The 26,368-nt window shown below is 60.1% G+C and carries 20 protein-coding genes and 1 pseudogene; 14 read left to right on the top strand and 7 right to left on the bottom strand.

The window, feature by feature from the left end; genetic code table 11:
• Window positions 1-28: 28 nt before the first annotated feature.
• The 3 genes from N2601_RS13735 to N2601_RS13725 form a co-directional block, all read right to left on the bottom strand.
• Window positions 29-772: a TerC family protein gene (locus N2601_RS13735; RefSeq protein WP_104824334.1), complete on the bottom strand. Its 744-nt coding sequence runs from the start codon at window positions 770-772 to the stop codon at window positions 29-31.
• Window positions 773-905: 133 nt separating this feature from the next.
• A complete protein-coding gene (locus N2601_RS13730; protein ID WP_104824333.1) occupies window positions 906-1,745 on the bottom strand; it encodes a GyrI-like domain-containing protein in 840 nt (279 codons plus the stop codon).
• A gap of 105 nt (window positions 1,746-1,850) precedes the next feature.
• A complete protein-coding gene (locus tag N2601_RS13725) occupies window positions 1,851-2,531 on the bottom strand; it encodes a TetR/AcrR family transcriptional regulator (RefSeq protein WP_104824332.1) in 681 nt (226 codons plus the stop codon).
• Between the two features lie 160 nt (window positions 2,532-2,691).
• Here N2601_RS13725 and N2601_RS13720 point away from each other — a divergent pair, with 160 nt between their 5' ends.
• From N2601_RS13720 to xylA, 5 genes are all read left to right on the top strand, one after another.
• Entirely contained in the window at window positions 2,692-3,924 is a 1,233-nt protein-coding gene (locus N2601_RS13720; RefSeq protein ID WP_104824331.1) for an HlyD family secretion protein, read from the top strand.
• A 15-nt stretch (window positions 3,925-3,939) separates the two neighbouring features.
• Window positions 3,940-5,538 (top strand): DHA2 family efflux MFS transporter permease subunit, encoded by a 1,599-nt coding sequence (locus N2601_RS13715; RefSeq protein ID WP_104824330.1) that lies wholly within the window; start codon window positions 3,940-3,942, stop codon window positions 5,536-5,538.
• A gap of 158 nt (window positions 5,539-5,696) precedes the next feature.
• The gene (locus tag N2601_RS13710) at window positions 5,697-6,722 is read left to right on the top strand and encodes a LacI family DNA-binding transcriptional regulator (RefSeq protein ID WP_104824329.1); all 1,026 of its coding nucleotides are present in this window, start codon (window positions 5,697-5,699) and stop codon (window positions 6,720-6,722) included.
• A 39-nt stretch (window positions 6,723-6,761) separates the two neighbouring features.
• A complete protein-coding gene (xylB, locus tag N2601_RS13705; protein ID WP_104824328.1) occupies window positions 6,762-8,219 on the top strand; it encodes a xylulokinase in 1,458 nt (485 codons plus the stop codon).
• 163 nt (window positions 8,220-8,382) lie between these two features.
• Window positions 8,383-9,693 carry a xylose isomerase gene (gene xylA, locus N2601_RS13700; RefSeq protein ID WP_104824327.1) on the top strand — a complete coding sequence of 437 codons (1,311 nt, stop codon included), beginning with the start codon at window positions 8,383-8,385 and terminating at the stop codon, window positions 9,691-9,693.
• Window positions 9,694-9,732: 39 nt separating this feature from the next.
• Here xylA and N2601_RS13695 read toward each other — a convergent pair whose 3' ends face one another.
• Both N2601_RS13695 and N2601_RS13690 read right to left on the bottom strand, forming a co-directional pair.
• Entirely contained in the window at window positions 9,733-10,089 is a 357-nt protein-coding gene (locus N2601_RS13695) for a VOC family protein (RefSeq protein WP_104824326.1), read from the bottom strand.
• Window positions 10,090-10,099: 10 nt separating this feature from the next.
• Window positions 10,100-11,125 carry a LacI family DNA-binding transcriptional regulator gene (locus N2601_RS13690; protein ID WP_104824325.1) on the bottom strand — a complete coding sequence of 342 codons (1,026 nt, stop codon included), beginning with the start codon at window positions 11,123-11,125 and terminating at the stop codon, window positions 10,100-10,102.
• A 166-nt stretch (window positions 11,126-11,291) separates the two neighbouring features.
• Between N2601_RS13690 and N2601_RS13685 the strand changes: the two genes are divergently transcribed.
• From N2601_RS13685 to N2601_RS13650, 8 genes are all read left to right on the top strand, one after another.
• The gene (locus N2601_RS13685) at window positions 11,292-12,815 is read left to right on the top strand and encodes a sugar ABC transporter ATP-binding protein (RefSeq protein ID WP_104824324.1); all 1,524 of its coding nucleotides are present in this window, start codon (window positions 11,292-11,294) and stop codon (window positions 12,813-12,815) included.
• A 61-nt stretch (window positions 12,816-12,876) separates the two neighbouring features.
• Window positions 12,877-13,893, top strand: coding sequence for an ABC transporter permease (locus tag N2601_RS13680; RefSeq protein ID WP_104824323.1), 1,017 nt, complete (start codon window positions 12,877-12,879; stop codon window positions 13,891-13,893).
• A gap of 62 nt (window positions 13,894-13,955) precedes the next feature.
• Entirely contained in the window at window positions 13,956-14,903 is a 948-nt protein-coding gene (locus tag N2601_RS13675; protein ID WP_104824322.1) for a substrate-binding domain-containing protein, read from the top strand.
• Window positions 14,904-15,164: 261 nt separating this feature from the next.
• The gene (locus N2601_RS13670; protein ID WP_104824321.1) at window positions 15,165-16,217 is read left to right on the top strand and encodes a sugar phosphate isomerase/epimerase family protein; all 1,053 of its coding nucleotides are present in this window, start codon (window positions 15,165-15,167) and stop codon (window positions 16,215-16,217) included.
• Window positions 16,218-16,536: 319 nt separating this feature from the next.
• Window positions 16,537-17,724 carry a Gfo/Idh/MocA family protein gene (locus N2601_RS13665; RefSeq protein WP_104824320.1) on the top strand — a complete coding sequence of 396 codons (1,188 nt, stop codon included), beginning with the start codon at window positions 16,537-16,539 and terminating at the stop codon, window positions 17,722-17,724.
• Window positions 17,725-17,917: 193 nt separating this feature from the next.
• Window positions 17,918-19,291 carry a GH1 family beta-glucosidase gene (locus tag N2601_RS13660; RefSeq protein WP_104824319.1) on the top strand — a complete coding sequence of 458 codons (1,374 nt, stop codon included), beginning with the start codon at window positions 17,918-17,920 and terminating at the stop codon, window positions 19,289-19,291.
• 74 nt (window positions 19,292-19,365) lie between these two features.
• Window positions 19,366-19,911 carry an NADPH-dependent FMN reductase gene (locus N2601_RS13655; protein WP_104825214.1) on the top strand — a complete coding sequence of 182 codons (546 nt, stop codon included), beginning with the start codon at window positions 19,366-19,368 and terminating at the stop codon, window positions 19,909-19,911.
• A gap of 109 nt (window positions 19,912-20,020) precedes the next feature.
• Window positions 20,021-22,234: a bifunctional diguanylate cyclase/phosphodiesterase gene (locus tag N2601_RS13650; protein ID WP_104824318.1), complete on the top strand. Its 2,214-nt coding sequence runs from the start codon at window positions 20,021-20,023 to the stop codon at window positions 22,232-22,234.
• Window positions 22,235-22,342: 108 nt separating this feature from the next.
• Here N2601_RS13650 and trhO read toward each other — a convergent pair whose 3' ends face one another.
• Window positions 22,343-23,287, bottom strand: coding sequence for an oxygen-dependent tRNA uridine(34) hydroxylase TrhO (gene trhO, locus N2601_RS13645; RefSeq protein ID WP_104825213.1), 945 nt, complete (start codon window positions 23,285-23,287; stop codon window positions 22,343-22,345).
• A 144-nt stretch (window positions 23,288-23,431) separates the two neighbouring features.
• Between trhO and N2601_RS13640 the strand changes: the two genes are divergently transcribed.
• Window positions 23,432-23,893 carry a GNAT family N-acetyltransferase gene (locus tag N2601_RS13640; RefSeq protein WP_104824317.1) on the top strand — a complete coding sequence of 154 codons (462 nt, stop codon included), beginning with the start codon at window positions 23,432-23,434 and terminating at the stop codon, window positions 23,891-23,893.
• A 60-nt stretch (window positions 23,894-23,953) separates the two neighbouring features.
• On the opposite strand, the pseudogene N2601_RS13635 reads toward N2601_RS13640, so the two are convergent.
• Window positions 23,954-26,343 (bottom strand): annotated as a pseudogene (locus N2601_RS13635) (arylsulfatase).
• Between the last annotated feature and the right edge of the window lie 25 nt (window positions 26,344-26,368).

Raw genomic sequence — 26,368 nt, 5'->3', positions numbered from 1 at the left:
GGCCTACATATAGTCATGGCCGATGGTTTCAGTGCCCGCCGGCAGCTCTTTTCCGCCGGTTCCGGGCCAGCATGTTCAGCACCTCGACCGCAGCGGAGAAGGCCATTGCGGCGTAGACGTAGCCCTTGGGAACATGGAAGCCCATGCCTTCGGCAATCAGCGTCGTGCCGATCATCAGCAGGAAGGCCAGCGCCAGCATGACGATGGTCGGGTTCTTCTCGATGAAGTTGGCAAGCGGCGTTGCGGCCACCAGCATGACGGTGACTGCGGCGATGACGGCGATGAACATGATCGGCAGATGCGGCGTCATGCCGACGGCGGTGATGATGCTGTCGATCGAAAAGACGAGATCGAGCAGCAGAATCTGGCCGATGGCCGAGGCAAAGCCGGTCGTCGTGGATTTGGCGATGAAATCCTCGCCATGTTCCAGCGGATCGACATTGTGATGGATTTCCTTGGTCGCCTTCCAGACCAGGAACAGGCCACCGCCGATCAGGATCATATCCTTCCAGGAGAAGCCCTGGCCGAAGACTTCGAAGACCGGTTCCGTCAATTGCACGATCCAGGCGACGGTGCCGAGCAGGGCAAGGCGCATGACCAAGGCAAGGCCGATGCCGATCTTGCGTGCTTTTTCCCGGTGCTCGACCGGCAGCTTGTTGGTCAGGATCGAGATGAAGATGAGGTTGTCGATACCGAGGACCACCTCCATGACGACGAGCGTGACAAGCGCGATCCATGCGCTCGGATCCTGCACCAAGCCAACAATGTCCATTGATGATTTTCCTCTGGTCAGCGTCTGCCGACGCTGACCCCCAGCTCCGGCTCCTCAATGATGGTCGCTTATGTAAGGAGCGAAATCGCAGGTGCAAGCGCCACGACTATTTTCGCGGCACGCGCGCATATTTCTATGCCTTGAGAGGAATCCAGATCTCCGTTACGCCGGTGCCGGTGCGGGGATCGAAACGGTCGTCGTAACGCTCCATCGTGTCGGGCACGCCGGCGTGCTCCTGGCCGGATTGCGGCAGCCAGTCACCGAAGATCTGATGCACGGTGGCGGAGATGCCGGAAATATGGCCGCGATGGGTAAAGACGGCATAGCGCTGCTGCGGCAGTTTCAAGGTCGTAAAACCCTCCGGCAGATCGTCGACCGCGCTAACCTCGGCGGCGGCGATATAGCGGAAGGTTTCGCTCTCGTCTTCGGCGAGGATGCAGACGCCATAGGCGACATTGCCGACCTGGCCGGGAATATGGCCGAAATGCTGGTTGAATTTCTGCCAAAGCGAGGGAATCCCTTGCGTGGCTTCATAGGCATAGGTTTCCGCAAGGCCGGCGAACAGCATTGCGGGGAGGGTCTCGAAACGCGGCGCGTCGAGTTTGGGAAGGCGGGTGTCGTCCATTCTGATAGGCTCCAGCAAAACAAGGTTTCGGGCGTGCCCCTGTTTGCGCAAGCTGTCCGGCGTCATGCCGAATTGCTCGCGGAAGGCACGGGTGAAAGCCTCATGCGAGCCGTAGCCCGCATCGAGGGCAACCTCGAGAATGGTCGATGAGCTGTTGATCAGCGCAAGAGCCGCCCCGCTAAGGCGTCGGCCCCTGATGTACCCGCTGATCGAATGGCCGGTGGTGAGCCCGAAGACGCGCGACAGATGATAGCGCGACAGGCCGGCCGTATCGGCAATTTCGTCCAGCGAGATGTCCGACGAGAAATGGCTTTCGATGAACCATATCGCTCTTCCGATCGCGCTCATGTTCGATTCCCTGGTTGCCCGCCCATTGTTAGGCGCCGACCGGCTATCGGGTTTGATCGCGATTGCGGGATTGGGGTCAGATATCCGCTGGCTATCGGCAGGCGGTCAGGCCTGATCTTTCCGATTGATACCATAAGCAGCCATGAAAACGCGAACGGCGCCGCGCACAACATAGTCGATCTCCTCTTTCGAGGGCGGGAAATCCATGTCGCCGAACAGTCTCAGCTTGAAGTAGCTGCCGCTGGCCATGTCGAGGAAATGACGGGCTGCCATATCGAAGTCCTCGATGCGGAGATGACCGGCCGCAACCTGACGTTCGAGGAAACCGCGCAGAACAGTGCGCAGGTTTTCCGGGCCGGTGAAGAAGCGTTGACAGAGGGAGGGCATGCGTTCGCGCACACCGATGATGGTGCGCATGGCGCTGATGGTCTTGTCCGATGTGACGTGGGTGACGAACACCATGCCGAATTCATAGAGATTGGTGGCGACGTCGGTATCGTCGGCAAGCGCTGTGCGCACGGTCTCGACGAAATGCGCACGTTCGCTGTCCACCATGGCAGCGAACAAATCTTCCTTGTTGGCGAAATAGACGTAGAGCGTGCCCTTGGAGACGCCTGCTTCGCGCGTGACGTCGTTCATGCTCGCGGCATCGAACCCCATTTTCATGAAGACACGCTTGGCGCCATCCAAAATTTGCTGGCGCTTGACTGGGTCTTCTCCAGCGGCCCAACGCCCCCCGGATGCGGGTGCGTTCAAGACGGCGGTATTTTGCGGTTCGTGTTTCATCGTCTCCTTCGCGATCACTTTTTCAGAATCTTAATCAGATTCGTTAATTAAATCGAACCGGGTGGTTCGATATGACTTGATATGGAATGAAAAACGATCTATGTCAACTGAACTGAACCGTACGGTTCGATTATTTAGTCAGATTTCCGGTGGTAGGGCAATGTCGTCAAGTCATAGTAACAATGTAGCGCGCATCGTTGATGATTCCGCTGACGTCGAAGTGGAAGCACGGAATGCCGGTGCAACCGCTGAGGCTCCTGCCACGGAAAAGCCTAACAGCCCGCCCCCCGCCCAGGCTGCGCCTGCTCACCCGGTCCAAGCGGCCCCACCGCCGACCGAGAAGAAGCGGCGCAGCCTGGCACTGCCCATCATCGCCGTTCTGGTGCTCGTTGGCGGCGGTTGGTACGGCTATGACTGGTGGACGAACGGCCGCTTCCTGGTGTCGACCGATGACGCCTATATCGAAGGTGACATCGCGACCATCCAGCCGAAAGTGACGGGCTATGTCGCCAAGGTGAACGTCGTCGCTAACCAGCAGGTCAAGGCGGGCGATGTGCTCGCCACGCTCGACGACGGCGACTACAAGCTGGCGCTTGAACAGGCCCAGGCATCGCTCGATACCGAGCAGCTTTCACTGCACACCATCGATGCGCAGATCGCCGCCGGCCAGGCTGCTCTTGCCCAGTCGCAGGCTCAAAAGGTTGCTCTGGAAGCGACGGTACGCGGCGCGCAGATCACCCAGACACGCGCTGCCGAACTTCAGTCGAAGTCCGTCGGCACCACTGCGTCGCTGGACAGCGCCAATATCGCTCTCGACCAGGCCAAGGCCAATCTCGTCGGCGGCGATGCCGCCATCGCGTCGGCTCAGGCCAATATCAACCTGCTGCAGGCGCAGCGTCGCCAGGCCGAAAGCACGATCAAGGGCCTGGAGGCCGCTCGCGACAAGGCCGCCCGCGATCTCTCCTTTACAGTGTTGAAGGCGCCTTATGACGGCATTGTCGGCAATCGTTCGGTTCAGGAAGGCGATCTCGTTTCGCCTGGCCAGAAGCTGATGGCACTGGTTCCGACCCGCCAGCTCTATATCGACGCCAACTTCAAGGAAACGCAGATCCAGCATCTGGTTGCCGGTTCCAAGGTGAACGTCCATGTCGATGCCTATAGCGATCATCCGATCGTCGGTACGGTAACGTCGATCTCACCGGCCTCTGGTTCGGTCTTCTCGCTGTTGCCGCCGGAAAATGCGACGGGCAATTTCACCAAGGTGGTCCAGCGCGTGCCGGTTCGTATCGCACTGCCGCAGGACGCGCTCGACAGCGGTCGTCTGCGCGCTGGTCTGAGTGTCGTCGTCGATGTCGATACGCGCACTGCGCCTGATCGGGTGGCCAGCAACTAAGTTCGGAGAGCGCCGATGGCCTCGACAGCAGCGACCGTAGGTTCGACAGCCGGTCCCGTCGTCCCAGCGGCGGACCACATGGACCCCCGCAAACTCATCGCTTTCTTTGCGATGGTGCTCGGCATGTTCATGTCGATCCTCGACATTCAGGTCGTTTCCGCCTCCCTCAGCGAAATCCAGGCCGGCCTTAGCGCCGGCTCGGATGAAATTCCGTGGGTCCAGACAGCCTATCTGATCGCTGAAGTCATCATGATCCCGCTTTCGGGAACGCTGGCCCGCATCATCTCGACACGATATCTTTTCGCGGCTTCCGCTGCCGGCTTCACCATTGCCAGCGGTCTTTGTGCGACGGCGACGAACATCGATCAGATGATCGTCTATCGTGCGCTGCAGGGCTTTATCGGCGGCGGCATGATCCCGTCGGTTTTCGCGGCGGCCTTCACCATTTTCCCGCCGTCAAAGCGCAACATCGTGTCGCCGATTATCGGTTTGATCGCAACACTTGCGCCGACCATCGGCCCGACGGTCGGTGGCTATCTCAGCCACGCATTTTCCTGGCACTGGCTGTTCCTCGTCAACATTGGGCCTGGCATCATCGTCACCATTGTCACCTGGAATTTCATCGACTTCGATAAGCCAGAGCTGTCGTTGATGAAGAAATTCGACTGGTGGGGATTGTTCTCCATGGCGCTGTTTCTCGGCGCGCTGGAATATGTGCTTGAAGAAGGCAACACCAACGACTGGTTCAACGACGACTATATCGTGATTGCCGCGATTGCTTCGGCGATCGGCGCGCTCATCTTCTTTTACCGGGCCTTCACTGTCGATTTTCCTGTCGTCGATCTGAAGGCCTTCGGCAATAAGAACTTCGCGTTTGGTTCGATGTTCTCCTTCGTCATGGGCATCGGGCTTTATGGTCTGACCTATATCTATCCGGTCTATCTCAGCCGTATCCGTGGGTATGATTCGCTGATGATCGGCGAAACGATGTTCGTCTCTGGCCTGGCGATGTTCTTCACTGCGCCTCTCGCCGGTATTCTTTCCGGCAAGATGGATCTTCGGCTCATGATGATCATCGGCTTCTGCAGTTTCGCGACCGGCACGTGGATCATGACGGGCTTGACGACGGACTGGGATTTCTGGGAGCTCTTCATCCCGCAGATTCTTCGCGGTTTCGGGCTGATGTTGTGCATGGTGCCGATCAATAACATCGCGCTCGGAACGATGCCTCCCGCCCGCATGCGCGGTGCTTCCGGGCTGTTTAACCTGACCCGCAATCTCGGCGGCGCCGTCGGGCTCGCCATCATCAATACGGTGCTTAGCACCCGTCAGGACGCCCATTACATGCATCTGCGCGATCATGTTCATTGGGGTAGCCCCGCCGCCGTCGATAAGCTCAATAATATGACCGCCAATTTCACCGCTAACGGTCTGGATGGCCCGCAGGCAGCGTTGCGGCAGTTGGTCAACATGGCGGAGCAGCAGGCGGTCATCATGTCCTTCGGCGATGTCTTCCTGATGTTGACCGTATTGTTCCTTGCGATGATTTTTGGCGTATTGATGCTGAGCAAGCCGAACGCCCCACCGAGAGGCGCGGGCGGCGGCGGCCACTAGGCTTAACCGTTTCCTTCCTATCTTCCTGTAATTGAAAGGCTTCTCTGATCGAGAGGCCTTTTTTCTTTTGTGCTTGTCGACAGGGAATTTCAGGTTTCAAAAGTTTTTGATTTACGTACATCAGAAATCGCAGTAAAGGATTTCGCCAGGAGGAGCCGATGAGACCCACCGTTTACGACATCGCCGCTGCTGCGGGCGTCAGCCTCGCGACCGTGGATCGCGTGCTGAACCGGCGCCCGGGCGTGCGTCTCGTGACGCGCGAGAAGGTGGAAGCGGCAATTCGCGACATCGGCTATGTCCGCGACGTGGCGGCAGCCAATCTTGCCAAGGGCCGCGTCTATCCGCTCGTCTTCATCCTGCCGACCGGCGACAATTCCTTCATGAACGGGCTCTATGCCGAGGTGCGTCAGGCGATGATGCGCTCGACCTTCGATCGCACCGAGATTCGCATCGTCGAGGTGCCCGCCTTCGACGCGCCGGCGCTGGTTGCCGCGCTAGACGCGCTGCAGGGACTGAATCTCGCCGGCGTGGCTTTGGTGGCGACCGATGCGCCGGAGGTCCGCGCCGCCGTCGACCGACTGGTGGCGGCACGAATTCCTGTAGTCACGCTCGTTTCCGATCTCACCGACTCCACCCGGCACCACTATGCTGGCGTCGACAATATTGCTGCGGGCCGGACGGCTGCCCGGCTGCTCGGCCGTTTTCTCGGCGGGCAGAAAGGCGATGTCACCGTTCTCGCCGGCTCCATGTTGGTGCGCGACCATCGGGAGCGTCTGGAAGGATTTTCCTCCGTCATGGCGGAGGAATTTCCGCAACTGCGCCTGCTGCCGGTGCTGGAAGGCCGCGACGATCCGGAAATCGCCAACACGCTCGTCTCGGAAACGCTTTCCGGCAGCAACAGCATCATCGGCGTCTATAGTCTCGGCGCCGGCAATCGCGGTCTGCTCAGGGCGCTGAAGGAGACAGGGCAGGGGCGCGGGCTGACGGTCGTCGTCCACGAATTGACGGAACATACACGCGCAGCGCTGCAGGAGGGCACCATCGATGCCGTTCTCAACCAGGACGCCGGCCATGAGGTGCGCAGTGCCATCCGCGTCATGAAGGCGACGGCGGACGGCCAGGATGTCATCGCCGGCCAGGAGCGCATCCGCCTCGACATTTTCTTGAAGGACAATCTGCCCTGATCATCAAAATCTGCGGCAGAGCATAGGGAGTTACATCTGATGTATTTGGGTCTTGATCTCGGAACGTCCGGCGTCAAAGCGATGCTGATCGACGGCAACCAGAAGATCATCGGATCGGCCAATGGCGGGCTCGACGTGTCGCGGCCGCATCCGGGCTGGTCGGAACAGGAGCCGGCGCACTGGGTTCGTGCCACCGAGGAGGCGGTTGCTGGCCTGAAGGCAGCGCACCCGAAGGAGCTGGCTGCCGTGCGCGGCATCGGTCTGTCCGGCCAGATGCATGGCGCGACGCTGCTCGATGCGGATGACAAGGTTCTGCGTCCCTGCATCCTCTGGAACGACACGCGCAGCTATCAGGAAGCCGCCGCCCTCGATGCCGATCCGCGCTTTCGCGCCTTGACCGGCAATATCGTTTTCCCCGGCTTCACCGCGCCGAAGCTCGCCTGGGTCGCCAAGCATGAGCCTGACATTTTCGCCAAAGTGCGCTGGGTGCTGCTTCCGAAGGATTATCTGCGCCTGTGGCTGACGGGCGAGCACATGTCGGAAATGTCCGACTCCGCCGGCACGTCCTGGCTGGATACCGGCAAGCGCAAGTGGTCTTCCGAGCTGCTCGCCGCTACCAATCTTGATGAAAAGCAGATGCCGACGCTGGTGGAAGGCACCGAAGTCGCCGGCAAGCTGCGCGGCGAGCTGGCATCGAAGTGGGGTATCGCCGGCGACGTCGTCGTGGCCGGCGGGGCAGGGGACAATGCCGCCTCGGCCTGCGGCATGGGCACGGTCAGCCATGGCGCCGCCTTTGTCTCGCTCGGTACTTCCGGCGTGCTCTTTGCTGCCAACGGCTCCTACCTGCCGAAGCCGGAAAGCGCCGTTCATGCCTTCTGCCATGCGCTGCCGAACACATGGCATCAGATGGGCGTCATCCTGTCGGCGACCGATGCGTTGAACTGGCATTCGAATGTCACCGGCAAATCCGCCGCCGAACTGACCAGCGAATTGGGGGATGCGCTGAAGGCACCGTCTGGCGTCACCTTCCTTCCCTATCTTTCCGGCGAACGCACCCCGCATAATGATGCGATCATCCGTGGTGCTTTCATCGGTCTCGGCCATGAGAGCAGCCGTGCCGTCCTCACCCAGGCGGTGCTCGAAGGCGTCACCTTTGCCATTCGCGACAATCTCGAAGCGCTGCGCTCGGCGGGAACCGATATCGCCCGCGTTACCGCCATCGGCGGCGGCTCGCGTTCGCGCTACTGGCTGGCTTCGATCGCGACGGCGCTCGGCGTTCCCGTCGATTTGCCGGCCGACGGCGATTTCGGAGCCGCTTTTGGCGCTGCCCGTCTCGGCCTGATCGCGGCAACCGGCGCCGATCCGGTCGCGGTCTGCACGCCGCCGGAAACCGCCGGCACGATCGAACCGGTCATAGCGCTGGGCGGTGCTTACGAGGATGCCTACAAGCGTTACCGCGCGCTTTATCCGGCGATCAAGTCGCTGAGCGCCGGCTAATACTCCTCACCCTGCCCTCTCCCCGAGGGGAGAGGGTGAGATCGAGCTTGCTGCAGCCACCCATACCTTCTCCCCGGCAGGGAGAAGGTGGCCCGAAGGGTCGGATGAGGGCGCGCTACCAGCGACGAAACAATATCGAATACCAAACCCAAGGAGATGAGTTATGGGCACCGGATTTTTTGGTGACATCAAGAAAGTGAAGTACGAAGGGCCTGAGAGCACCAACCCGCTGGCCTTTCGCCACTACAACAAGGATGAAGTGGTTCTTGGCAAGCGCATGGAAGACCATCTGCGTTTTGCCGTTGCCTACTGGCACACCTTCACCTGGCCGGGCGGCGACCCCTTCGGCGGCCAGACCTTTCTGCGCCCCTGGTTCCAGGACACGATGGAAGCGGCCAAGCTGAAGGCTGACGTCGCCTTCGAATTCTTCACCCTGCTCGGCTCGCCCTACTACTGCTTCCATGACGCCGACGTGCGTCCGGAAGGCAAGAATTTCGCCGAGAACACCAGGAACCTCAACGAGATCGTCGATTACTTCGCCGAGAAGCAGGCCGAGACGGGCGTCAAGCTGTTGTGGGGCACGGCGAACCTGTTCTCCAACCGCCGCTTCATGTCAGGTGCCGCCACCAACCCGGATCCGGATGTCTTTGCTTTCTCGGCTGCGACCGTGAAGACCTGCATGGACGCAACGCACAAACTCGGCGGTGAAAACTACGTTCTCTGGGGCGGCCGCGAAGGCTACGAAACCCTTCTCAACACCGACCTGAAGCGTGAGCTGGACCAGATGGGCCGCTTCCTCAACCTTGTGGTCGAGTACAAGCACAAGATCGGCTTCAAGGGCACGATCCTGATCGAGCCGAAGCCGCAGGAGCCGACCAAGCATCAGTATGATTACGACGTCGCGACCGTCTACGGCTTCCTGAAGAAGAATGGCCTTGAAAACGAAGTGAAGGTCAACATCGAGCAGGGCCATGCGATCCTTGCCGGCCATTCCTTCGAGCACGAACTGGCGCTTGCCAACGCGCTCGGCATCTTCGGCTCAATCGACATGAACCGCAACGACTACCAGTCCGGTTGGGACACCGACCAGTTCCCGAACAATGTTCCGGAAATGTCGCTCGCATACTACCACGTGCTGGCAGGCGGCGGCTTCAAGACCGGCGGCACCAACTTCGACGCCAAGCTGCGCCGTCAGTCGCTCGATCCGGAAGATCTGATCATCGGTCACATCGGCGGCATGGATTGCTGCGCCCGTGGCCTCAAGGCCGCTGCCAAGATGATCGAGGACAAGGCGCTCTCCAAGCCGCTCGCCGACCGTTACGCCGGTTGGGATTCGGCTGAAGGCCAGAAGCTGCTGCGCGGCGAATATTCGCTCGATCAGATCGCTCAATGGGTCGAGAGCAAGGACATCAATCCGCAGCCGAAGTCCGGCAAGCAGGAACTGCTGGAAAACATCGTCAATCGTTACGTTTGATCGACAAAACCGGGAGGCGGTGGTTCATCGCCTCCCAGATTATCGCCGGAAGGCGCGGCTGGAAATGGATATGGAATTTCCGCAGGGGTCCTTGGCGTTGGCGTACGCATAGCCGTCGGCCTGGTGCAAGGGGCCGAACTCAAGTCCGTTGCCGGCACATTTGGCGCGAAAGGCTTCCACATCCTCGACGTCGAAGACCAGCTTTACCAGCACCTGGCCCATTTTCTGTGCTTTTCCTGCCGGATGGATCATCAGATTGGCGCCGCCGTCCGGTGCCAGCAGCTCGACAATTCGATCGCCGTCCTGCCGCAGCGGTTTGAACCCAAAATGCTTCTCGTAAAAGCTGATCGTCGCGTCCACGTCGCGGGCATAAAGGACGAGTCTGCCGAGCGGCACGGCTATGTCCTTATCGCCGGGCGCGGGACGGCGCCGAGACCGAGTTGCGCACCACCAAATCCGGCCGCAGCAAGATTTCCGTCTCAGCCGGCTGGCCGTCCGACAACAGCTCAATCAGGAGCGACATTGCATGCTTGCCGATGGCGGTTCGCGGCTGCCGGATCGTCGTCAACGAGGGTGACATGAAAACGGCCTGCGGCACATCGTCGAAGCCGGTCACCGAAAAATCCCCGGGAATGTCGTAGCCGCGCGCTTTCAGCCCGATCATCACGCCAATGGCCGTCTGATCGTTGACACACATGAAGGCAGTCGGCAGCGTGTCGCGCATGAAAAGCTGCTCGACGGCCAGCCTGCCGCTCTCGATGGTGCCGTCGCCCTCGAATACGATACGAAGGTCGGGACTGACGTTGGCGGCATCCAGTCCAGCCTCGTAGCCCATGCGGCGCCGGCTATAGGCGAGGCGGGTGCGCGAATCGCCGATGAATGCAATCTTGCGATGACCCTCGGCAATCAGAAGGTCGACCGCCTTGCGCGCTCCGGCGATATCGTCCACGCCGACATAGGGAATGCCGCCGTTGAAGACCGGCTCGAAGACGCCGACGCTCGGCGGAAGCCGCGCCGTCATCGTCTGGTGTCCGAAGGGCAGGATACCGGTGAACAGGATCAAGCCCGCCGCCTGGTTGGAATTCAGGAACTTCAGATATTCCAGCCCGCGTTGCGCATCGTTCTGCGTGTGGCCGATCAGGACGCCGTAGCCGTGCGAGCGCGCCTCATTTTCCAACCCGATAAGAATGTTGGAGAAATTAGGATCGCCGATATCGGGTGCGACGACGAGGATCATGTTCGATCGACCGAGCCGCAGGCTGCGCGCCATGGCATTGGTGGTATAACCGGTGATCGCGATCGCCTGATTGACCTTCAGCCGCGTCGAGTTCGCGACCTTTTCAGGCATATGAATTGCCCGCGAGACCGTAGCGATCGAAACATTGGCAATGCGGGCGACGTCTTCGATGGTTGCGGGCGTGGAATTAGACACTGCGCTCTGCCTTGGGTCTCGTCTCGGACCGGACACTACACAGACTTCCGCGGAGATCAAAGGCGACCGCGTAAAATTGTGCGACATGCAATGATGTAAACCTTTACACAGAGTATGTAAAGGTTTACACAACATGGAAGTGGTGTGGGGCCACAGGGAGGAAATAATGAGTTCGGAGACCGTCGACGGCGCGGTGGTGCTGTCCGCGAGGCGAATTTCCAAGTCCTTCAGCGGCGTGCAGGTGCTGTTCAGCGTCAATTTCGATCTTCGGGCCGGCGAAATCCATGCGCTCATGGGGGAGAACGGCGCCGGCAAGTCGACGCTCGTGAAAGTCCTCTCCGGTTTCGAGCAGCCAAGCTCCGGCGAGATCCTGCTTGACGGTGAGCCGGTGAAGCTGCCGCCCAACGGTGGCGCCGAAGCGCTCGGCATTGTCATCATCCACCAGGAATTCAATCTAGCCGAACATCTGACTGTGACCGAAAGCCTGTTTCTCGGTCGCGAAGTCACGCGTTTTGGTGTGCTTGATCGCAAATATATGCGCGCCGAAACGCGGCGTGTCCTCGATCTCCTCGGTTCGCATGTCGACGAGAATGCGCTGATCGGCACGCTTTCCATCGCCGACAAGCAGATGGTGGAGATCGCCAAGGCGATCAGCCGGGATGCGAGGATCGTCTTCATGGACGAGCCGACCGCCGTCTTGTCTCGGGAGGAGACCAACTTCCTGTTCAAGCAGGTGCGCAAGCTTAGGGACCAGGGAACAAGCTTCGTGTTCGTGTCGCACAAGCTCGACGAAGTCATGGAGCTGACGGACCGCGTCACGGTCCTGCGCGACGGCCAGTGGGTGAAGACATCGCAAACCTCGCTGCTCGACGGCGAATCGATTGCCCAGTTGATGGTCGGGCGTGAGCTTTCCAGCCTCTATCCGGCCAAGAACGAGCCGGATGTCGACGAGAAAGTCGTGCTCAGTGTCAGCTCGCTTTCGACCGGCTACGTTCACGATGCGAGCTTCGAGCTGCGCAAGGGCGAGATATTGGGCTTTTCCGGTATGATCGGCTCGGGCCGGACGGAGCTGATGGAAGCGATCGTCGGCCTGCGCTCACGCGCCGCCGGTGAGGTCGTTGCCAATGGCCAAACGGTGCCGCCGCATGACGTGCATGCGGCCATCGATGCCGGGCTTGCCTATATGACCAAGGACCGGAAGTCCAAGGGTCTCCTTCTGAATTCCGGCATGGCCGTCAACCTGACCCTCCAATCCTTGGATCGGCACGGCAAGTTCGGTTATCTCAGCGCCTCCAGCGAGGCCAGTGCGCTGACGCGGGCGCGCCGGCGCTTCGACATCCGGGTTCGCGACGGAAATATCGTTGCCGGCCGCATGTCCGGCGGCAATCAGCAGAAATTGCTTCTGGCCAAGGTCATGGAAACCGACCCGCAGATCATCATCATCGACGAGCCGACACGCGGTATCGATGTCGGCACGAAGCAGCAGATCTATCACTTCATTTCGGCACTGGCCCGCGATGGCCATTCGATCATCGTGGTCTCCTCGGAAATGCCCGAGGTCATCGGGCTGTGCACGCGGATCGCGGTGATGCGCGAGGGCCGGATCGTCGGCATGCTTGAAGGCGACGAGATCTCCGAGCAGGAAATCATGCGTTATGCGGCGGGCCTGAAGAAAAAGACCGCTGCCTGAACGGGCAGCAGAGGCAGGGCGAATTCCCAGCAGTCATTGGGATGGGAGGTTGGTTTTGGTTATGAGCGTGGGCGAAGACAGCAGCGGCAAGACCGGTCGGCGAGGGCGTTCCTGGCGTGATGTCGATCTCAGGGCCGTGGCACCGTTTGCAGCGCTGGTGCTGCTTCTGATCGTAGGCGCACTGGTCAACCCGAACTTCATCGGCATTACCAATCTCACCAATGTCGCGACGCGATGCGCCTATATTGCGATTATCGCGGTCGGTGCCACCTTCGTCATCTCGGCGGGCGATCTCGATCTGTCCGTTGGCGCTATGGTCGCCTTCGTCGCAAGCCTGATGATCCTCTTGATGAACTCCGGTGTCATCGCCGATCCTGGCCTGATGTTGGCGGCGGCCGTGTTGTTCTCGATCGTCGCCGGCCTCCTGTGCGGCTTGGCCAATGGTCTGATCACGACCATGGGTAAGATTGAGCCGTTCATTGCGACGCTTGGCACGATGGGTGTCTACCGAGGCTTGACGACTTGGCTGTCGCAGGGCGGCGCGATCACCTTGCGCCCGGCGAACCTGCAGGCGCTGTACAAGCCCGCTTATTACGGCTCCGTGCTCGGTGTGCCGGTGCCGATCGTCGTCATCATTGTCGTTACCTGCATCGCGGCCTTCATTCTTTATCGCACCCGTTACGGGCGGCATGTCATCGCCGTCGGCTCCAGCCGCGACGTTGCGCGTTATTCCGGCGTGGCGGTCAATCGCGTGCGCACCATCGCCTTCGTCATCCAGGGCCTGTGTGTGGCGATCGCCGTGCTTCTCTACGTGCCGCGGCTTGGTTCGACATCGGCGACGACGGGTAGCTTGTGGGAGCTGCAGGCAATCACGGCCGTCGTCGTCGGCGGCACGGCGCTGAAGGGCGGCGCGGGCAGGGTATGGGGTACCGTTTGCGGAGCCTTCATCCTCGAGCTGGTCGGCAACATCATGCTGCTTTCCAATTTCATCAGCGAGTATTTGCTCAGCGCTATCCAGGGCGCGATCATCATCATCGCCATGCTCGTCCAGCGCTCGCTTGCTCGCAAACAGCAATAACCGGGTCTAAGGGGCGCCCGGTCATTAGGACAATGCCCTGTTTCTATCTGGGAGGATGAAATATGCGTAAAAGACTATTTGGTCTGGCCGTCGCGCTGGTGGCTCTGGCCAGTGCGGTTCATGCCGAGGACAAAAAGGTCACCATCGGCGTTTCCATTCCGGCGGCGGACCATGGCTGGACCTCCGGCGTCGTCTTCCATGCCGAACGCGTCGCCAAACTCTTGATGGCCGAACATCCGGGGCTGAATGTCATTGTCAAGACCTCGCCCGACGCCGCAAGCCAGGCAAATGCGGTACAGGACCTTGAGACTCAGGGCATCGACGCTCTCGTGATCCTGCCGTCGGATCCAGATCCGCTGGTCAATGCGATCAAGGAAGTCAAGGACAAGGGCAAGTTCGTTGCTCTCGTCGACCGCGCGCCGAGCAACAACGACAATTCCGTCCGCGACCTCTATGTTGCGGGCAACAATCCTGCTCTCGGCCAGACGGCGGGCGAGTATATCAAGGCCAATACACCGAATGCTCAGGTCGTCGTCATCCGTGGTCTGCCGATCCCGATCGACCAGCAGCGTCAGGACGGTTTCGACAAGGGCATTGCCGGCTCCAACGTCAAGGTTCTCGACCGGCAGTACGGCAACTGGAACCGCGACGACGCCTTCAAGGTCATGCAGGATTATCTGACGAAGTTCCCGAAGATCGATGTCGTCTGGTGCCAGGATGACGATATGGCTGTCGGCGTGCTGCAGGCGATCGACCAGGCCAAGCGTACCGACATCCAGTACATTATCGCCGGCGCTGGTTCCAAGGACATGGTCAAGAAGGTCATGGACGGCGACAAGCTGATCCCGGTCGATGTGCTCTATCCGCCGGCAATGGTCGGGACGGCCATGGAACTGACGGCCGCCAACTTCTACGATCAGGTTCCGGTTCGCGGCAACTATATCCTGGACGCGACCTTGGTCACCAAGGACAATGCCAAGGATTTCTACTTCCCCGACTCGCCGTTCTGATCGGCACGGATTCCGACAGAGGCGCCCGCCGGTTCCGGCGGGCGCTTTTTAAATGTTCCGCCGCTTCGTTTCGCGGCCCGAGGAAATTTTGCGGCACGTACCTCTTGCCGTCGGCGACTGGCCATGATTAGGTCGCAAGGCATTCGACTTTCATCCTGACGACCCTATTGTTTTTTGAGGTTACGGCGTCCCGGCCGCCTCGGATATGGGCCGGAAAGGCATCGGAAACGTTTACAGAACGCAATTAGGGAGGAATTACGCATGAAGACGATCAAGGGTCCAGGCCTGTTTCTTGGCCAGTTCGCCGGTGACGCGGCGCCGTTCAACTCGTGGGATTCGATCACGAAATGGGCTGCCGACGCCGGCTATGTCGGCGTGCAGGTGCCGACCTGGGCAGGCCAGCTCATCGACCTGAAGAAGGCGGCCTCCTCCAAGGACTATTGCGACGAATTCGCCGGCGTCGCCCGCGCCAACGGTGTCGAAGTCACCGAGCTCTCCACCCATCTGCAGGGCCAGCTCGTCGCCGTGCATCCGGCCTATGACGAGGCTTTCGACGGCTTTGCAGCGCCGGAAGTGCGGGGCAATCCCAAGGCTCGCCAGGAATGGGCGGTCGAGCAGGTGAAGATGGCGCTGTCGGCTTCCAAGCATCTCGGCATCAAGGCGCATGCGACCTTCTCCGGCGCGCTCGCCTGGCCGTTCCTCTATCCCTGGCCGCAGCGTCCGGCCGGGCTGGTCGAAACCGCCTTCGACGAACTCGCCCGCCGCTGGACGCCGATCCTCGACCATGCCGATTCCTGCGGCGTCGATGTCGCCTACGAAATCCATCCCGGTGAAGACCTGCATGACGGCGTCACCTTCGAGATGTTCCTGGAACGCGTCGGCAACCATCCGCGTGCCAACATGCTCTACGACCCATCGCACTATGTCCTGCAGTGCCTCGACTATCTCGACCACCTCGACATCTACAAGGACCGCATCAAGATGTTCCACGTCAAGGATGCGGAGTTCAATCCGACCGGACGTCAGGGCGTCTATGGCGGCTATCAGAGCTGGGTCAACCGCGCTGGCCGCTTCCGTTCACCGGGCGATGGCCAAGTCGATTTCGGCTCGATCTTCTCGAAGCTGACCGCCAATGATTTCGACGGCTGGGCCGTGGTCGAGTGGGAATGCTGCCTCAAGCATCCGGAAGACGGCGCACGCGAAGGTGCCGAATTCGTCAAGTCGCACATCATCCGCGTCACCGAAAAGGCGTTCGACGACTTTGCCGGCAGCGGCACGGATCAGGCGGCCAACCGGCGCATGCTGGGGCTTTAGAGCCAGGTCCCTTCTCCCCGTCCTGAGCTTGTCGAAGGGGCGGGGAAGGTGGAGGCCACCTCGTCCTTCGAGGCTTCACTCCTTCGCAAGGCTCAGGAGGCTCCGCACCTCAGGATGAAGGTGGAGCGGGCTTTGGCGAATTTTCATAGGAGCCATCCGTGGCATCAATGGATGGAGGAGCGCGGGTTTCGGCGCAAAAGATCAGCCTCACCCTGAGGTGGCCCGCAGGGCCCTCGAAGGGCGAGGCGGGTTGTTTGGAACAGCAGGCACCAAATCTTCCCCCGCGAGGGGCGAATTCTAATTCATTCAGGAGGACCATATGGCAATCGAAGGATCATCGGAGCAGACGCGAGAGCCGCGCATTCGGCTTGGCATGGTGGGCGGAGGCGCGGGCGCCTTTATCGGTGCGGTGCATCGTATCGCCGCGCGCATTGACGACCAGTTCGATCTCGTCGCCGGCGCGCTGTCTGCCTCGCCGGACAAGGCTATCGCTTCGGGCCGTGATCTCGGTCTCGATCCGTCCCGCACCTATTCCAGCTATCGCGAGATGGCGATCCGCGAAGCCAAACTGAAGAACGGCATCGAAGCGGTTTCGATCGTCACGCCGAACCATGTTCACTATGATGCCGCCAAGGAATTCCTGAAGCGCGGCATCCACGTCATCTGCGACAAGCCGCTGACCTCCAATCTTGCCGACGCCAAGAAGCTGAAGAAGGTGGCTGACGAGAGCGGCGCGCTGTTCATCCTGACGCACAACTACACCGGCTATCCGATGGTTCGCCAGGCGCGCGAGATGATCGCCAATGGCGAGCTCGGCGATATCCGCATCGTGCATGCGGAATATCCCCAGGACTGGCTGACGGAAAACATCGAGCAGTCGGGCCAGAAGCAGGCGGCCTGGCGTACCGATCCGTCGCAGTCCGGCGCGGGTGGCTCGACCGGCGATATCGGCACGCATGCCTATAATCTCGCCTCTTTTGTTAGCGGCCTGGAACTCGATAGCCTCGCTGCCGATCTCGACAGTTTCGTCGAAGGCCGCCGTCTGGACGACAATGGTCATCTATTGCTGCGCTTCAAAGCCAAGGGTTCGGAGAAGCCGGCTAAGGGCATGCTGTGGTGCAGCCAGGTGGCACCGGGTCATGAGAACGGCCTGAAGGTCCGCGTCTACGGCACCAAGGGCGGCCTCGAATGGACGCAGGCCGATCCCAACTATCTCTGGTACACGCCATTCGGTGAGCCGAAGCGCCTGATCACCCGTAATGGCGCAGGCTCCGGTGCGGCCGCGGCGCGTGTTTCGCGCATCCCATCGGGACATCCGGAAGGCTATCTCGAAGCCTTCGCCACGATCTACACCGAGGCTGCGCGCGCCATCAATGCCCGCAAGAAGGGCGTGGCGGTCGATCCGGCCGTGGTTTACCCGACCGTCGATGACGGTGTGAAGGGTGTGGCTTTCGTCGAGGCCTGCGTTGCTTCCTCGAAGCGTAACGGTGCCTGGGTCAAGCTTTGATCTGCGAGTAAGAGGGCGGCGGGTTGTCCGCCGTCCCATGCTTTTCGACTTATAACTGCAACGTTGCAGATTTGTCATTTCAGGACTGTACAAGGACGTTTTCGTTGGTTTAAACCGCGCGCGGGCCCAATATCGTGAGCGCGGTCGATCGCATCAACCGCCGTCCCGCCGTTTGAAAGAAACGAGATTAGTCATGATTGATCCAAAGAGCTTCGCTGCCCGTTTCCCGGGCGATTTCACGTTCGGCGTTGCCACTGCCGCCTTCCAGATCGAAGGCGCCACCAAGGCGGATGGCCGCAAGCCGTCGATCTGGGATGCCTTCGCGAACATGCCGGGCCGCGTCTATCAGCGGCACAACGGCGATGTCGCCTGCGATCACTACAACCGGCTGGAACAGGATCTCGATCTGATCAAGGACATGGGCGTCGAAGCCTATCGCTTCTCGATCGCCTGGCCGCGCATCATTCCGGACGGCACCGGCCCGGTGAACGAAGCCGGCCTCGATTTCTACGATCGTCTCGTCGATGGCTGTAAGGCGCGTGGCATCAAGACCTTCGCGACGCTCTATCACTGGGATCTGCCGCTGACGCTCGCCGGCGACGGCGGCTGGACGGCACGTTCCACGGCCTATGCCTATCAGCGTTATGCCAAGACCGTCATGGCACGCCTCGGCGACCGTCTGGATTCGGTTGCCACCTTCAACGAACCCTGGTGCATTGTCTGGCTCAGCCATCTCTATGGCGTTCATGCGCCGGGCGAGCGTAACATGCAGGCCGCGCTTTATGCCATGCACACCATGAACCTCGCGCACGGTCTCGGCGTCGAGGCAATCCGGGCCGTCGCGCCGAAGGTGCCGGTCGGTATCGTGCTGAATGCGGCCTCGATCCTTCCGGGTTCCGATAGCGCCGAAGATCAGGCTGCCGTCGAGCGCGCGCATCAGTTCCACAACGGTGCCTTCTTCGATCCGATCTTCAAGGGGCAGTACCCGAAGGAATTCGTCGAGGTACTCAGCGACCGCATGCCTGTTGTCGAGGATGGCGATCTGAAGATCATCAACCAGAAGCTCGACTGGTGGGGCCTGAACTACTACATGCCGATGCGTGTCGCCGATGACGTGTCCAAGAGCGGCGATTTCCCCTGGACGAAGGAAGCGCCGCCTGCAAGCGACGTGAAGACCGACATCGGCTGGGAAATCTACGCGCCGGGCCTGAAGCATGTCGTGCAGGACCTCTACAAGCGCTACGAATTGCCGGAATGCTACATCACCGAAAACGGCGCCTGCTACAACATGGAGGTCGTCAACGGTGAAGTCGACGACCAGCCGCGCCTCGATTACTACATCGACCATCTCGGCGTGGTCGCCGACCTGATCAAGGACGGTTATCCCATGCGCGGTTATTTCGCCTGGAGCCTGATGGATAATTTCGAATGGGCGGAAGGCTATCGCATGCGTTTCGGCCTCGTGCACGTCGATTACGAGACGCAGGTGCGGACGGTGAAGAAGAGCGGCAAGTGGTACCGTGAACTCGCCGGTCAGTTCCCGAAGGGGAACCACAAGGCGGCTTGATGCCGCCTTTCGGCTCCTTCCGAAAGAGGGGGAAGGTCGCCCGAATCGCTGGCACCTGATAAGCCTTGGGCATGATCCAGCGTCCGCTCTCCCTCTACGCGCTCTGCGGCAGCCAAAGGCAGGCCTCGACCAGCCTTCGGTTGCTGGAAGCCCTGCGGCTGATTTCGCCAGACGGCGTTTCCATCGAAATCTGCGATTTGATCGGCAGCCTGCCGATCTTCAATCCCGATCATGAGGGCGACAGGACGCCTCCTATTGTCGAAACCTTTGCCGCGAAAATCCGCGATGTAGACGGGGTGATCGTCTCTTGCCCGGAATATGCCCATGGCATTCCCGGCGGATTCAAGAACGCATTGGATTGGCTGGTGTCGCGCGACGAAGTGCCGTTCAAGCCGCTGATGTTTGCGCATGCCTCGCATCGAGGCGATCTTGTGCTGGAACAACTGACCGAGGTGCTGAAGACAATGTCGCTCCGCATTGTGCCGGAGGCTTTTCTGCGTGTGCCGCTCGCCGGCAAGAGCGATGAGGCGCAGGCGACGACCCTGGCGGAGGCGCAACAGAACGGCACGTTGCAAGCCAGCCTCGATCGTTTTGCACAGGCGATCCGCGCATCCGCATGAATGCCTGCGATACCGATAAATATACAACCATTTCCTGCAAGAATCGTAGGCTCGCTTTAACCGTTTCTTGAAGACCTGACGGCACACTCCAAAGTCAAGGAGAAGTGCGTTGGGTGCAGTTTTCAAGTCAATCCAGCGGAATACGCAAATCGGTCGTCATTCCATCGTGACGGCCGTTTTGTTTTCGTTCGCTTTGGTGGTCACTGTGGTTACCTTGATGGTGCTGACAGCGATCGGCCGCGTCGCGGACTATTCCAACAAATTGGATGACGAACGCTCCTGGGAAACCACTGCCGGTGCGCTGAAGACCTTCGAAGGCCTGCTCGATGCCACGCTGCATGACTATGCTGCGCGCAACACCGCCGCCAGGAATGTCTACGATGAAAACGACCAGGACTGGATCGCCGGCAACTACGGCGAGATGTCCTCGGATGGCGCCCTGTTCGACATGGCGCTGGTGGTCGACGACAATAACAAGCCGATTATTGCCTATCAGGACGGCAAGCCGATGACCGACAGGATCGAGGATGTCTTCGGTCCCTCGCTCTGGGCCTTGGTGGATCAGGTGCGCAAGGCGCGGGTGACCAGCGTTCCGGAGGCGAGCGGCTATGTGATGACCAATAAGGGCATCGCCGCCGTTGGCGTGGGGACAATCCGCGAAAAATCCGGCCGAATCCCCGTGCCGGAAGGCAAGCGCCGCTATTTGATCTTCGTCCGGCACCTCGATGCAGCCAAGATCAAGATGCTTTCCAATACCTATGTCATCAGCGGCCTCAAGCTGGTCCCGCCGGATACGATTGCGCGCTATGCCGTTTCGATCGTCGATCCGCTTGGCAAGCCGCTCGGGCGGCTGGTCTGGACCTCGCGCGGGCCTGGTGACGTCAGCTATCAACAGGCCCGTCCGCTGGTGGTTGGTGCACTCGGCCTGGTCGGCATGTTCTTCTTGGTGCTGCTGATTCTGGGGTCTCTGGCAGGACGCCGGCTCAGGGCGGAAGAGGCGCTGGCGCGGCAGGGCTCGCTGCGGGACCGGCTCAGCGGCCTTCTCAATCGGGAGGGTCTTCGTCTCGATGTCGACCGACTAGTGGAGAGCGCCCGCGCCGACGGCAGCAATGTCCTGTTGCTCTATCTCGACCTCGACGGTTTCAAGGAAATCAACGACTCCTATGGCCACGGCACTGGCGACCAGTTGATCCGCGCCGTCGCAGCCGGGTTGAATGTGCTTATCCCGCCGAAGGCGATTCTTGCGCGGCTCGGCGGCGATGAATTCGCCGTCGCCTTTCCGACCAAGGAACTGAACGATGCGCCGGCGCTCAGGCTTGCCGAGCAGGTGCTGGATTTCTTTGCCGAGCCGCTGGAGATCGGTCGCCGCGTGGTGGTCGTCGGCGCCAGTATCGGCATTGCCAGCTCGCCGGAGGGCCGCATCGGCCGCGAGGAGCTGGTGCGCCGCGCCGACCTAGCCATGTACAAGGCCAAGGAAGCCGGACGCGCCCGTATGGCTTGCTATGAGACGGCGATGGATGCCGATCGCGAGGAGCGCAATGCACTGGAACTGGATCTGCGCAATGCCATCGAAAAAGAAGAGCTGACGCTCGCCTACCAGCCGCTGGTCGACGCCACGAGCCATGAGATCACTGGCGTCGAGGCGTTGGTACGCTGGAACAGGCCAGGTCACGGGCCGATTTCGCCTGAAGCCTTCATTCCTGTCGCCGAAACCAGTGGTTTGATCGAAGCACTCGGGCTGTTCGTACTAAGAAAAGCCTGCGAGACGGCGCGGCAATGGCCGGATCTGCGGATTGCAGTCAATGTCTCACCCGGACAGTTCCGCAACCCCGCCTTCGCGGACTATGTTCGGCATGTCCTGAACCATACGGAGATCGAAGCCGAACGCGTCACGCTGGAAATCACCGAAGGCTATATCATCCAGAACCCCGAGCGCACCCGCCAATCGATCGAGCGGCTGAAACGGCTTGGGGTCAAGGTGGCGCTGGACGATTTCGGCTCGGGCTTCTCGTCGATCGGCTATCTCCGCCAATTCGGCTTCGACCGCATCAAGATCGACCGGTCGCTGACCATGGATGTGCTGGAAGACAGCCGCGCCCGCGAGATGCTGCAGGCAACGGTGGCTTTGGCGCGTTCGCTCGACATCCCCGTGACGGCGGAAGGCATCGAGACGAAAGAGCAGGGGGCCGCCCTGGAGCACTTCGGTTGCGACGAGCTGCAGGGCTATTTCTTCGGCAAACCGCTGCCGGAAGCCGAGATCAGCAAGCGGCTGATGGCGCAGACGGCTCGCGTGCTCGACGTCGAGCGCGACGCAGCCGCCTAAATTCCCTAAAGCATGTCGCGCAAAAGTGTGCAGCGGTTTTGCGATAACGACATGCGCAAAATCAAGAACCTAAAGCGCAAGGGCGAATCCCAGAGATCGCGATGCGCTTTAGCCGCCAATATGCTCCTGGCCACGCTTGCGGGCGAGCATCACTTGGCGCTGGCGCTCGCGGAAGCGCTTGCGGTCTTCCTCAGTGCGGTCGTGATAGCAATGGCTGCAGGAGACGCCGGCTTCATAGAAGGGTGACGTGACCTCTTCCGCAGTGATCGGGTTGCGGCAGGCATGGCAGAGCTTGTGGTTGCCTTCCTTCAGGCCATGTTCGACGGAAACGCGCTCGTCGAAGACGAAGCAGGCGCCTTCCCAGAGGCTTTCCTCGGCGGGCACTTCTTCGAGATATTTCAGAATGCCGCCCTTGAGGTGGTAAACTTCATCGAAACCCTGCTCCTTCATGAAGGCGGTCGCCTTCTCGCAGCGGATACCGCCGGTGCAATACATAGCAATCTTCGGCTTGTTGTGCAGGCCCTCGTTCTGGCGCACCCATTCCGGAAATTCGCGGAATGTCTTCGTCTTCGGATCGACCGCGCCCTTGAACACGCCGATCGCCGTCTCGTAGTCGTTGCGTGTGTCGATGACGATGGTGTCGGGGTCGGAGATCAGCGCGTTCCAGTCCTGCGGCGCGACATAAGTGCCGACGATCTTGGTGGGGTCGATGTTCTCGACGCCCATGGTGACGATCTCTTTCTTCAGCTTCACCTTCATGCGGACGAAGGGCATTTTCGAGGCCCGGCTTTCCTTGTGCTCCAGCGTCGAAAATTCCGGCTGGGCGCGCAGGAAGGAGAGGACGGCGCCAATGCCTGCATCGGTGCCGGCGATGGTGCCGTTGATGCCCTCATGGGCGAGCAGCAGCGTACCCTTGACGCCGTTTGCTTCACAGAGCGCAAGCAGCGGCTCGCGCAGGGCTTCGAAGCGCGGGAAGGAGGCAAAATGATAGAGGGCGGCAACGAGGAACGCGCCCCCTGCCTCATGCCGCGGAGTGGAAAGGATGTCTGTCATGCCGCGGAAATACAATTTTGCGCGTCGGCAAGCAATCGGGATTTATCTGATGGCATTACGGTGGCCGTTATACGACTCGTGCTAGTCTGCGTTTGTGTGCAGCAACGATCGTTGCGCGGCGATGAGGTTGATGTGTCTGACAACATGCTGATGGTAAGACCATATGTCCCCGCGGATGCCGATCTGACCATGGACATATTCCTGAGAGCAATCCGGGAGGTGGCGTCGAAGGACTACAACCAAGCTCAAATCGACGCCTGGGCCAAGGTGGAAGACAGGGACGCGTGGGCGAAACGACGGTCAAGCAGGCCGGCCTGGATCGTTCAATATGGGGACGTGTCGATCGGATTTGCGGATCTGGTGCCCGATGGGCTCCTGGATATGATGTTTGTCCATCCCGATTATCAAGGCATGGGTGCCGCCAGCCTGCTCCTGACGACGGTCGAGGCAGAGGCAAGAAAACAGAGGCTCGGGCGCATTTTTACGGAAGCGAGCCTTACCGCCAGAGCGTTTTTCGAGCGACGAGGCTTCCGCGTCCTGGCATCGCAAATCGTGGAAAAGCGCGGGCAGACGCTCGAAAATTTCCGGATGGAGAAATTTCTCTGAGAGGCGGCTGCAGCGGGATTGAGGGGACATCGGTATCAATGTCCCCCCGTCCGGCATTGTCTACGGCTGCAACGCCACTTCCAGTTTTCCGATATTTCCATTGAAGGGGAACGGCACCTGATAGTCGTTGTCCTCTACGCCTGTCCGCGTATCGACCCCCACATCGAAGGTTTCATCCCACGGCATCAGTGCTGGAATTGTGTGTGGAATTTTCTCGTTGGCAACCTCGGTACCATCCACCTTGAGGACGCCCGTTCCGCCCTTGCCGAAACCGGGGCCATCGGATTTGAAATCGAACACAAGGGTGTGCTTGCCGGGTGCCAAGGCGTCATGACCTTCCCAGCGAAAGCGCTCCATATCGACAAAATTGTACAGGAACACCGGCTTGCCTTTGAGCAGATAGAAACCGTATCCGCCAAAGCGTCCACCCGTGGTGACAAGCATGCCTTCACCACCACCCTGCGGTATCTCCACCTCCGCGGTGATCGTGTACGATTTGTTCACGATGCTCGGAGCGTTGCTGGACGGAATACCGGATATCACGCCTGAATAGGTGAAGTTATTTCGCCCGGCCGTGGCACTCGGCCGCGGGGTGAGGAGACGCTCCAGGATAGAGTTATCAAGCGGGAAGACATTGTATTTCGCCGCTTCCATGAGAAACAATTCCTGCATCTCGTGCAGCTTGTCCGGCATCTTGGCGGCGAGATCGTTGTTTTCCGAAAAATCCTCCGTGAGGTTGTACAATTCCCATTTGTAGCCATCGACGACGTCGGGCATTTTGGTCGTGCCCATCAGCCAAGGCGCTGCGGGCGGCGTCGTGGCTGCGATCCAGCCGTCATTGTAGATCGCGCGGTTGCCGAACATCTCGAAATACTGCGTCGTGCGCGCTGACGGGGCTTGGGCATTGTCCCAGCTATAGGCCATGCTGACACCTTCGATCGGCTTTTGCGCCACGCCGTTGACCATGACAGGAGGTTGGATTCCAGTCGCCTCGAGAATGGTGGGAACGATGTCGATCACATGGTGGAGCTGACTGCGGATGCCGCCGGCTTCCTTGATCCGTGCTGGCCAGGCCATAGCCATGCCCTGCCTCGTACCGCCGAAATGCGAGGCGACCTGCTTCGTCCATTTGAACGGCGTGTCAAAGGCCCAGGACCAGGCCACCGACATATGCGGATACGTCTTGTCGGAACCCCAGACGTCGTAGAACTTCATCTGATCCGCGACCGGAATCTGCATACCCTCGATGGTGATCAATTCGTTGGGGGTGCCAAGAGTGCTGCCTTCGGCACTCGTACCGTTGTCGCCTTCGATGTAGATGACAAGCGTGTTATCGAGCTTGCCCAGGTCGTCGACCGCCTGGATCACTCTTCCGATCTCGTGATCGGAATAGGCGACATAGGCGGCGAAAACCTCAGCCTGTCGTGCAAACAGCTTCTTGCTGTCGGCATCTAAGCTGTCCCACTTCGGCAGGTCGTCAGGCCATGGGGTTAGCTGCGTATTCGCGGGAATGACCCCGAGCCGCTTCTGGTTGGCGAAAATCTGTTCGCGCATTTCGTTCCAACCCATGTCGAACTTGCCTTTGAACTTGTCTATCCACTCCTGGGTCGGATGGTGAGGCGCATGGGTAGCTCCGGGTACGAAATAGACGAAGAACGGTTTGTCAGGAGCGGCTGCATTCAGTTGCTTGATATGGTCGATGGCATTGTCGGCTTCGTCCGTGATAAGGTTGTAGTCCGGCTTGCCAACCCAGGGGAAAATCTGGGTCGTGTTTTGGAACAAGTATGGAGTCCATTGGTTGCTGTCGCCGCCCATGAAGCCGTAGAAATATTCGAAGCCCATCCCCACGGGCCATTGATCGAACGGCCCGGCACTGCTGTATTGGAAAGCAGGGGTGTTATGGTTCTTGCCGAACCAAGACGTTGCAAAGCCGTTCTGCTTCAGAATTTCACCGATCGTGGCGTTGTTTACCCCAATGACGGAATCGTAACCGGGGTAACCGGTTGCCTGCTCGGAAATGACCCCGAAACCCGACGAATGATGGTTTCGTCCGGTAATCAGCGCTGCCCTCGTCGGAGAACAGAGCGCTGTCGAATGGAACTGCGTGTAGCGCAGGCCCGCTTTCGCAACGCGATCCAGGGCAGGCGTCGGGATGACGCCGCCGAAAGTGCCAGCAACGCCGTAACCCGCATCATCGGTCATGATGAGCAGGATATTCGGCGCGCCCTTGGGGGCACAATCTGCGGCGGCCAATAAGGTTTGGAGTTCTTGGCGTCGAGGCCAATTTGTCCGCCAAATGCCGCGGGCGGGTTCGGAAGATATCTTCCGTCGATCGTCGTTGTTGCGCTGGGCGAACCAGGTTCGCCTGTGACCTGCTGGGCGCTTGCCCGGTCGAATGAAACGGCGGTTAAACTCAATGTGGCGAGAAATAATGTTCCAATTCTCAACATCGTCGTGTCCTCCCAACTCGATGAA

This window comes from Rhizobium sp. CB3060 (assembly GCF_025200735.1).
GTDB lineage: Bacteria > Pseudomonadota > Alphaproteobacteria > Rhizobiales > Rhizobiaceae > Rhizobium.
Note: the sequence above shows the minus strand (reverse complement) of the source record. Positions and strands in the feature narration are given on the sequence as shown.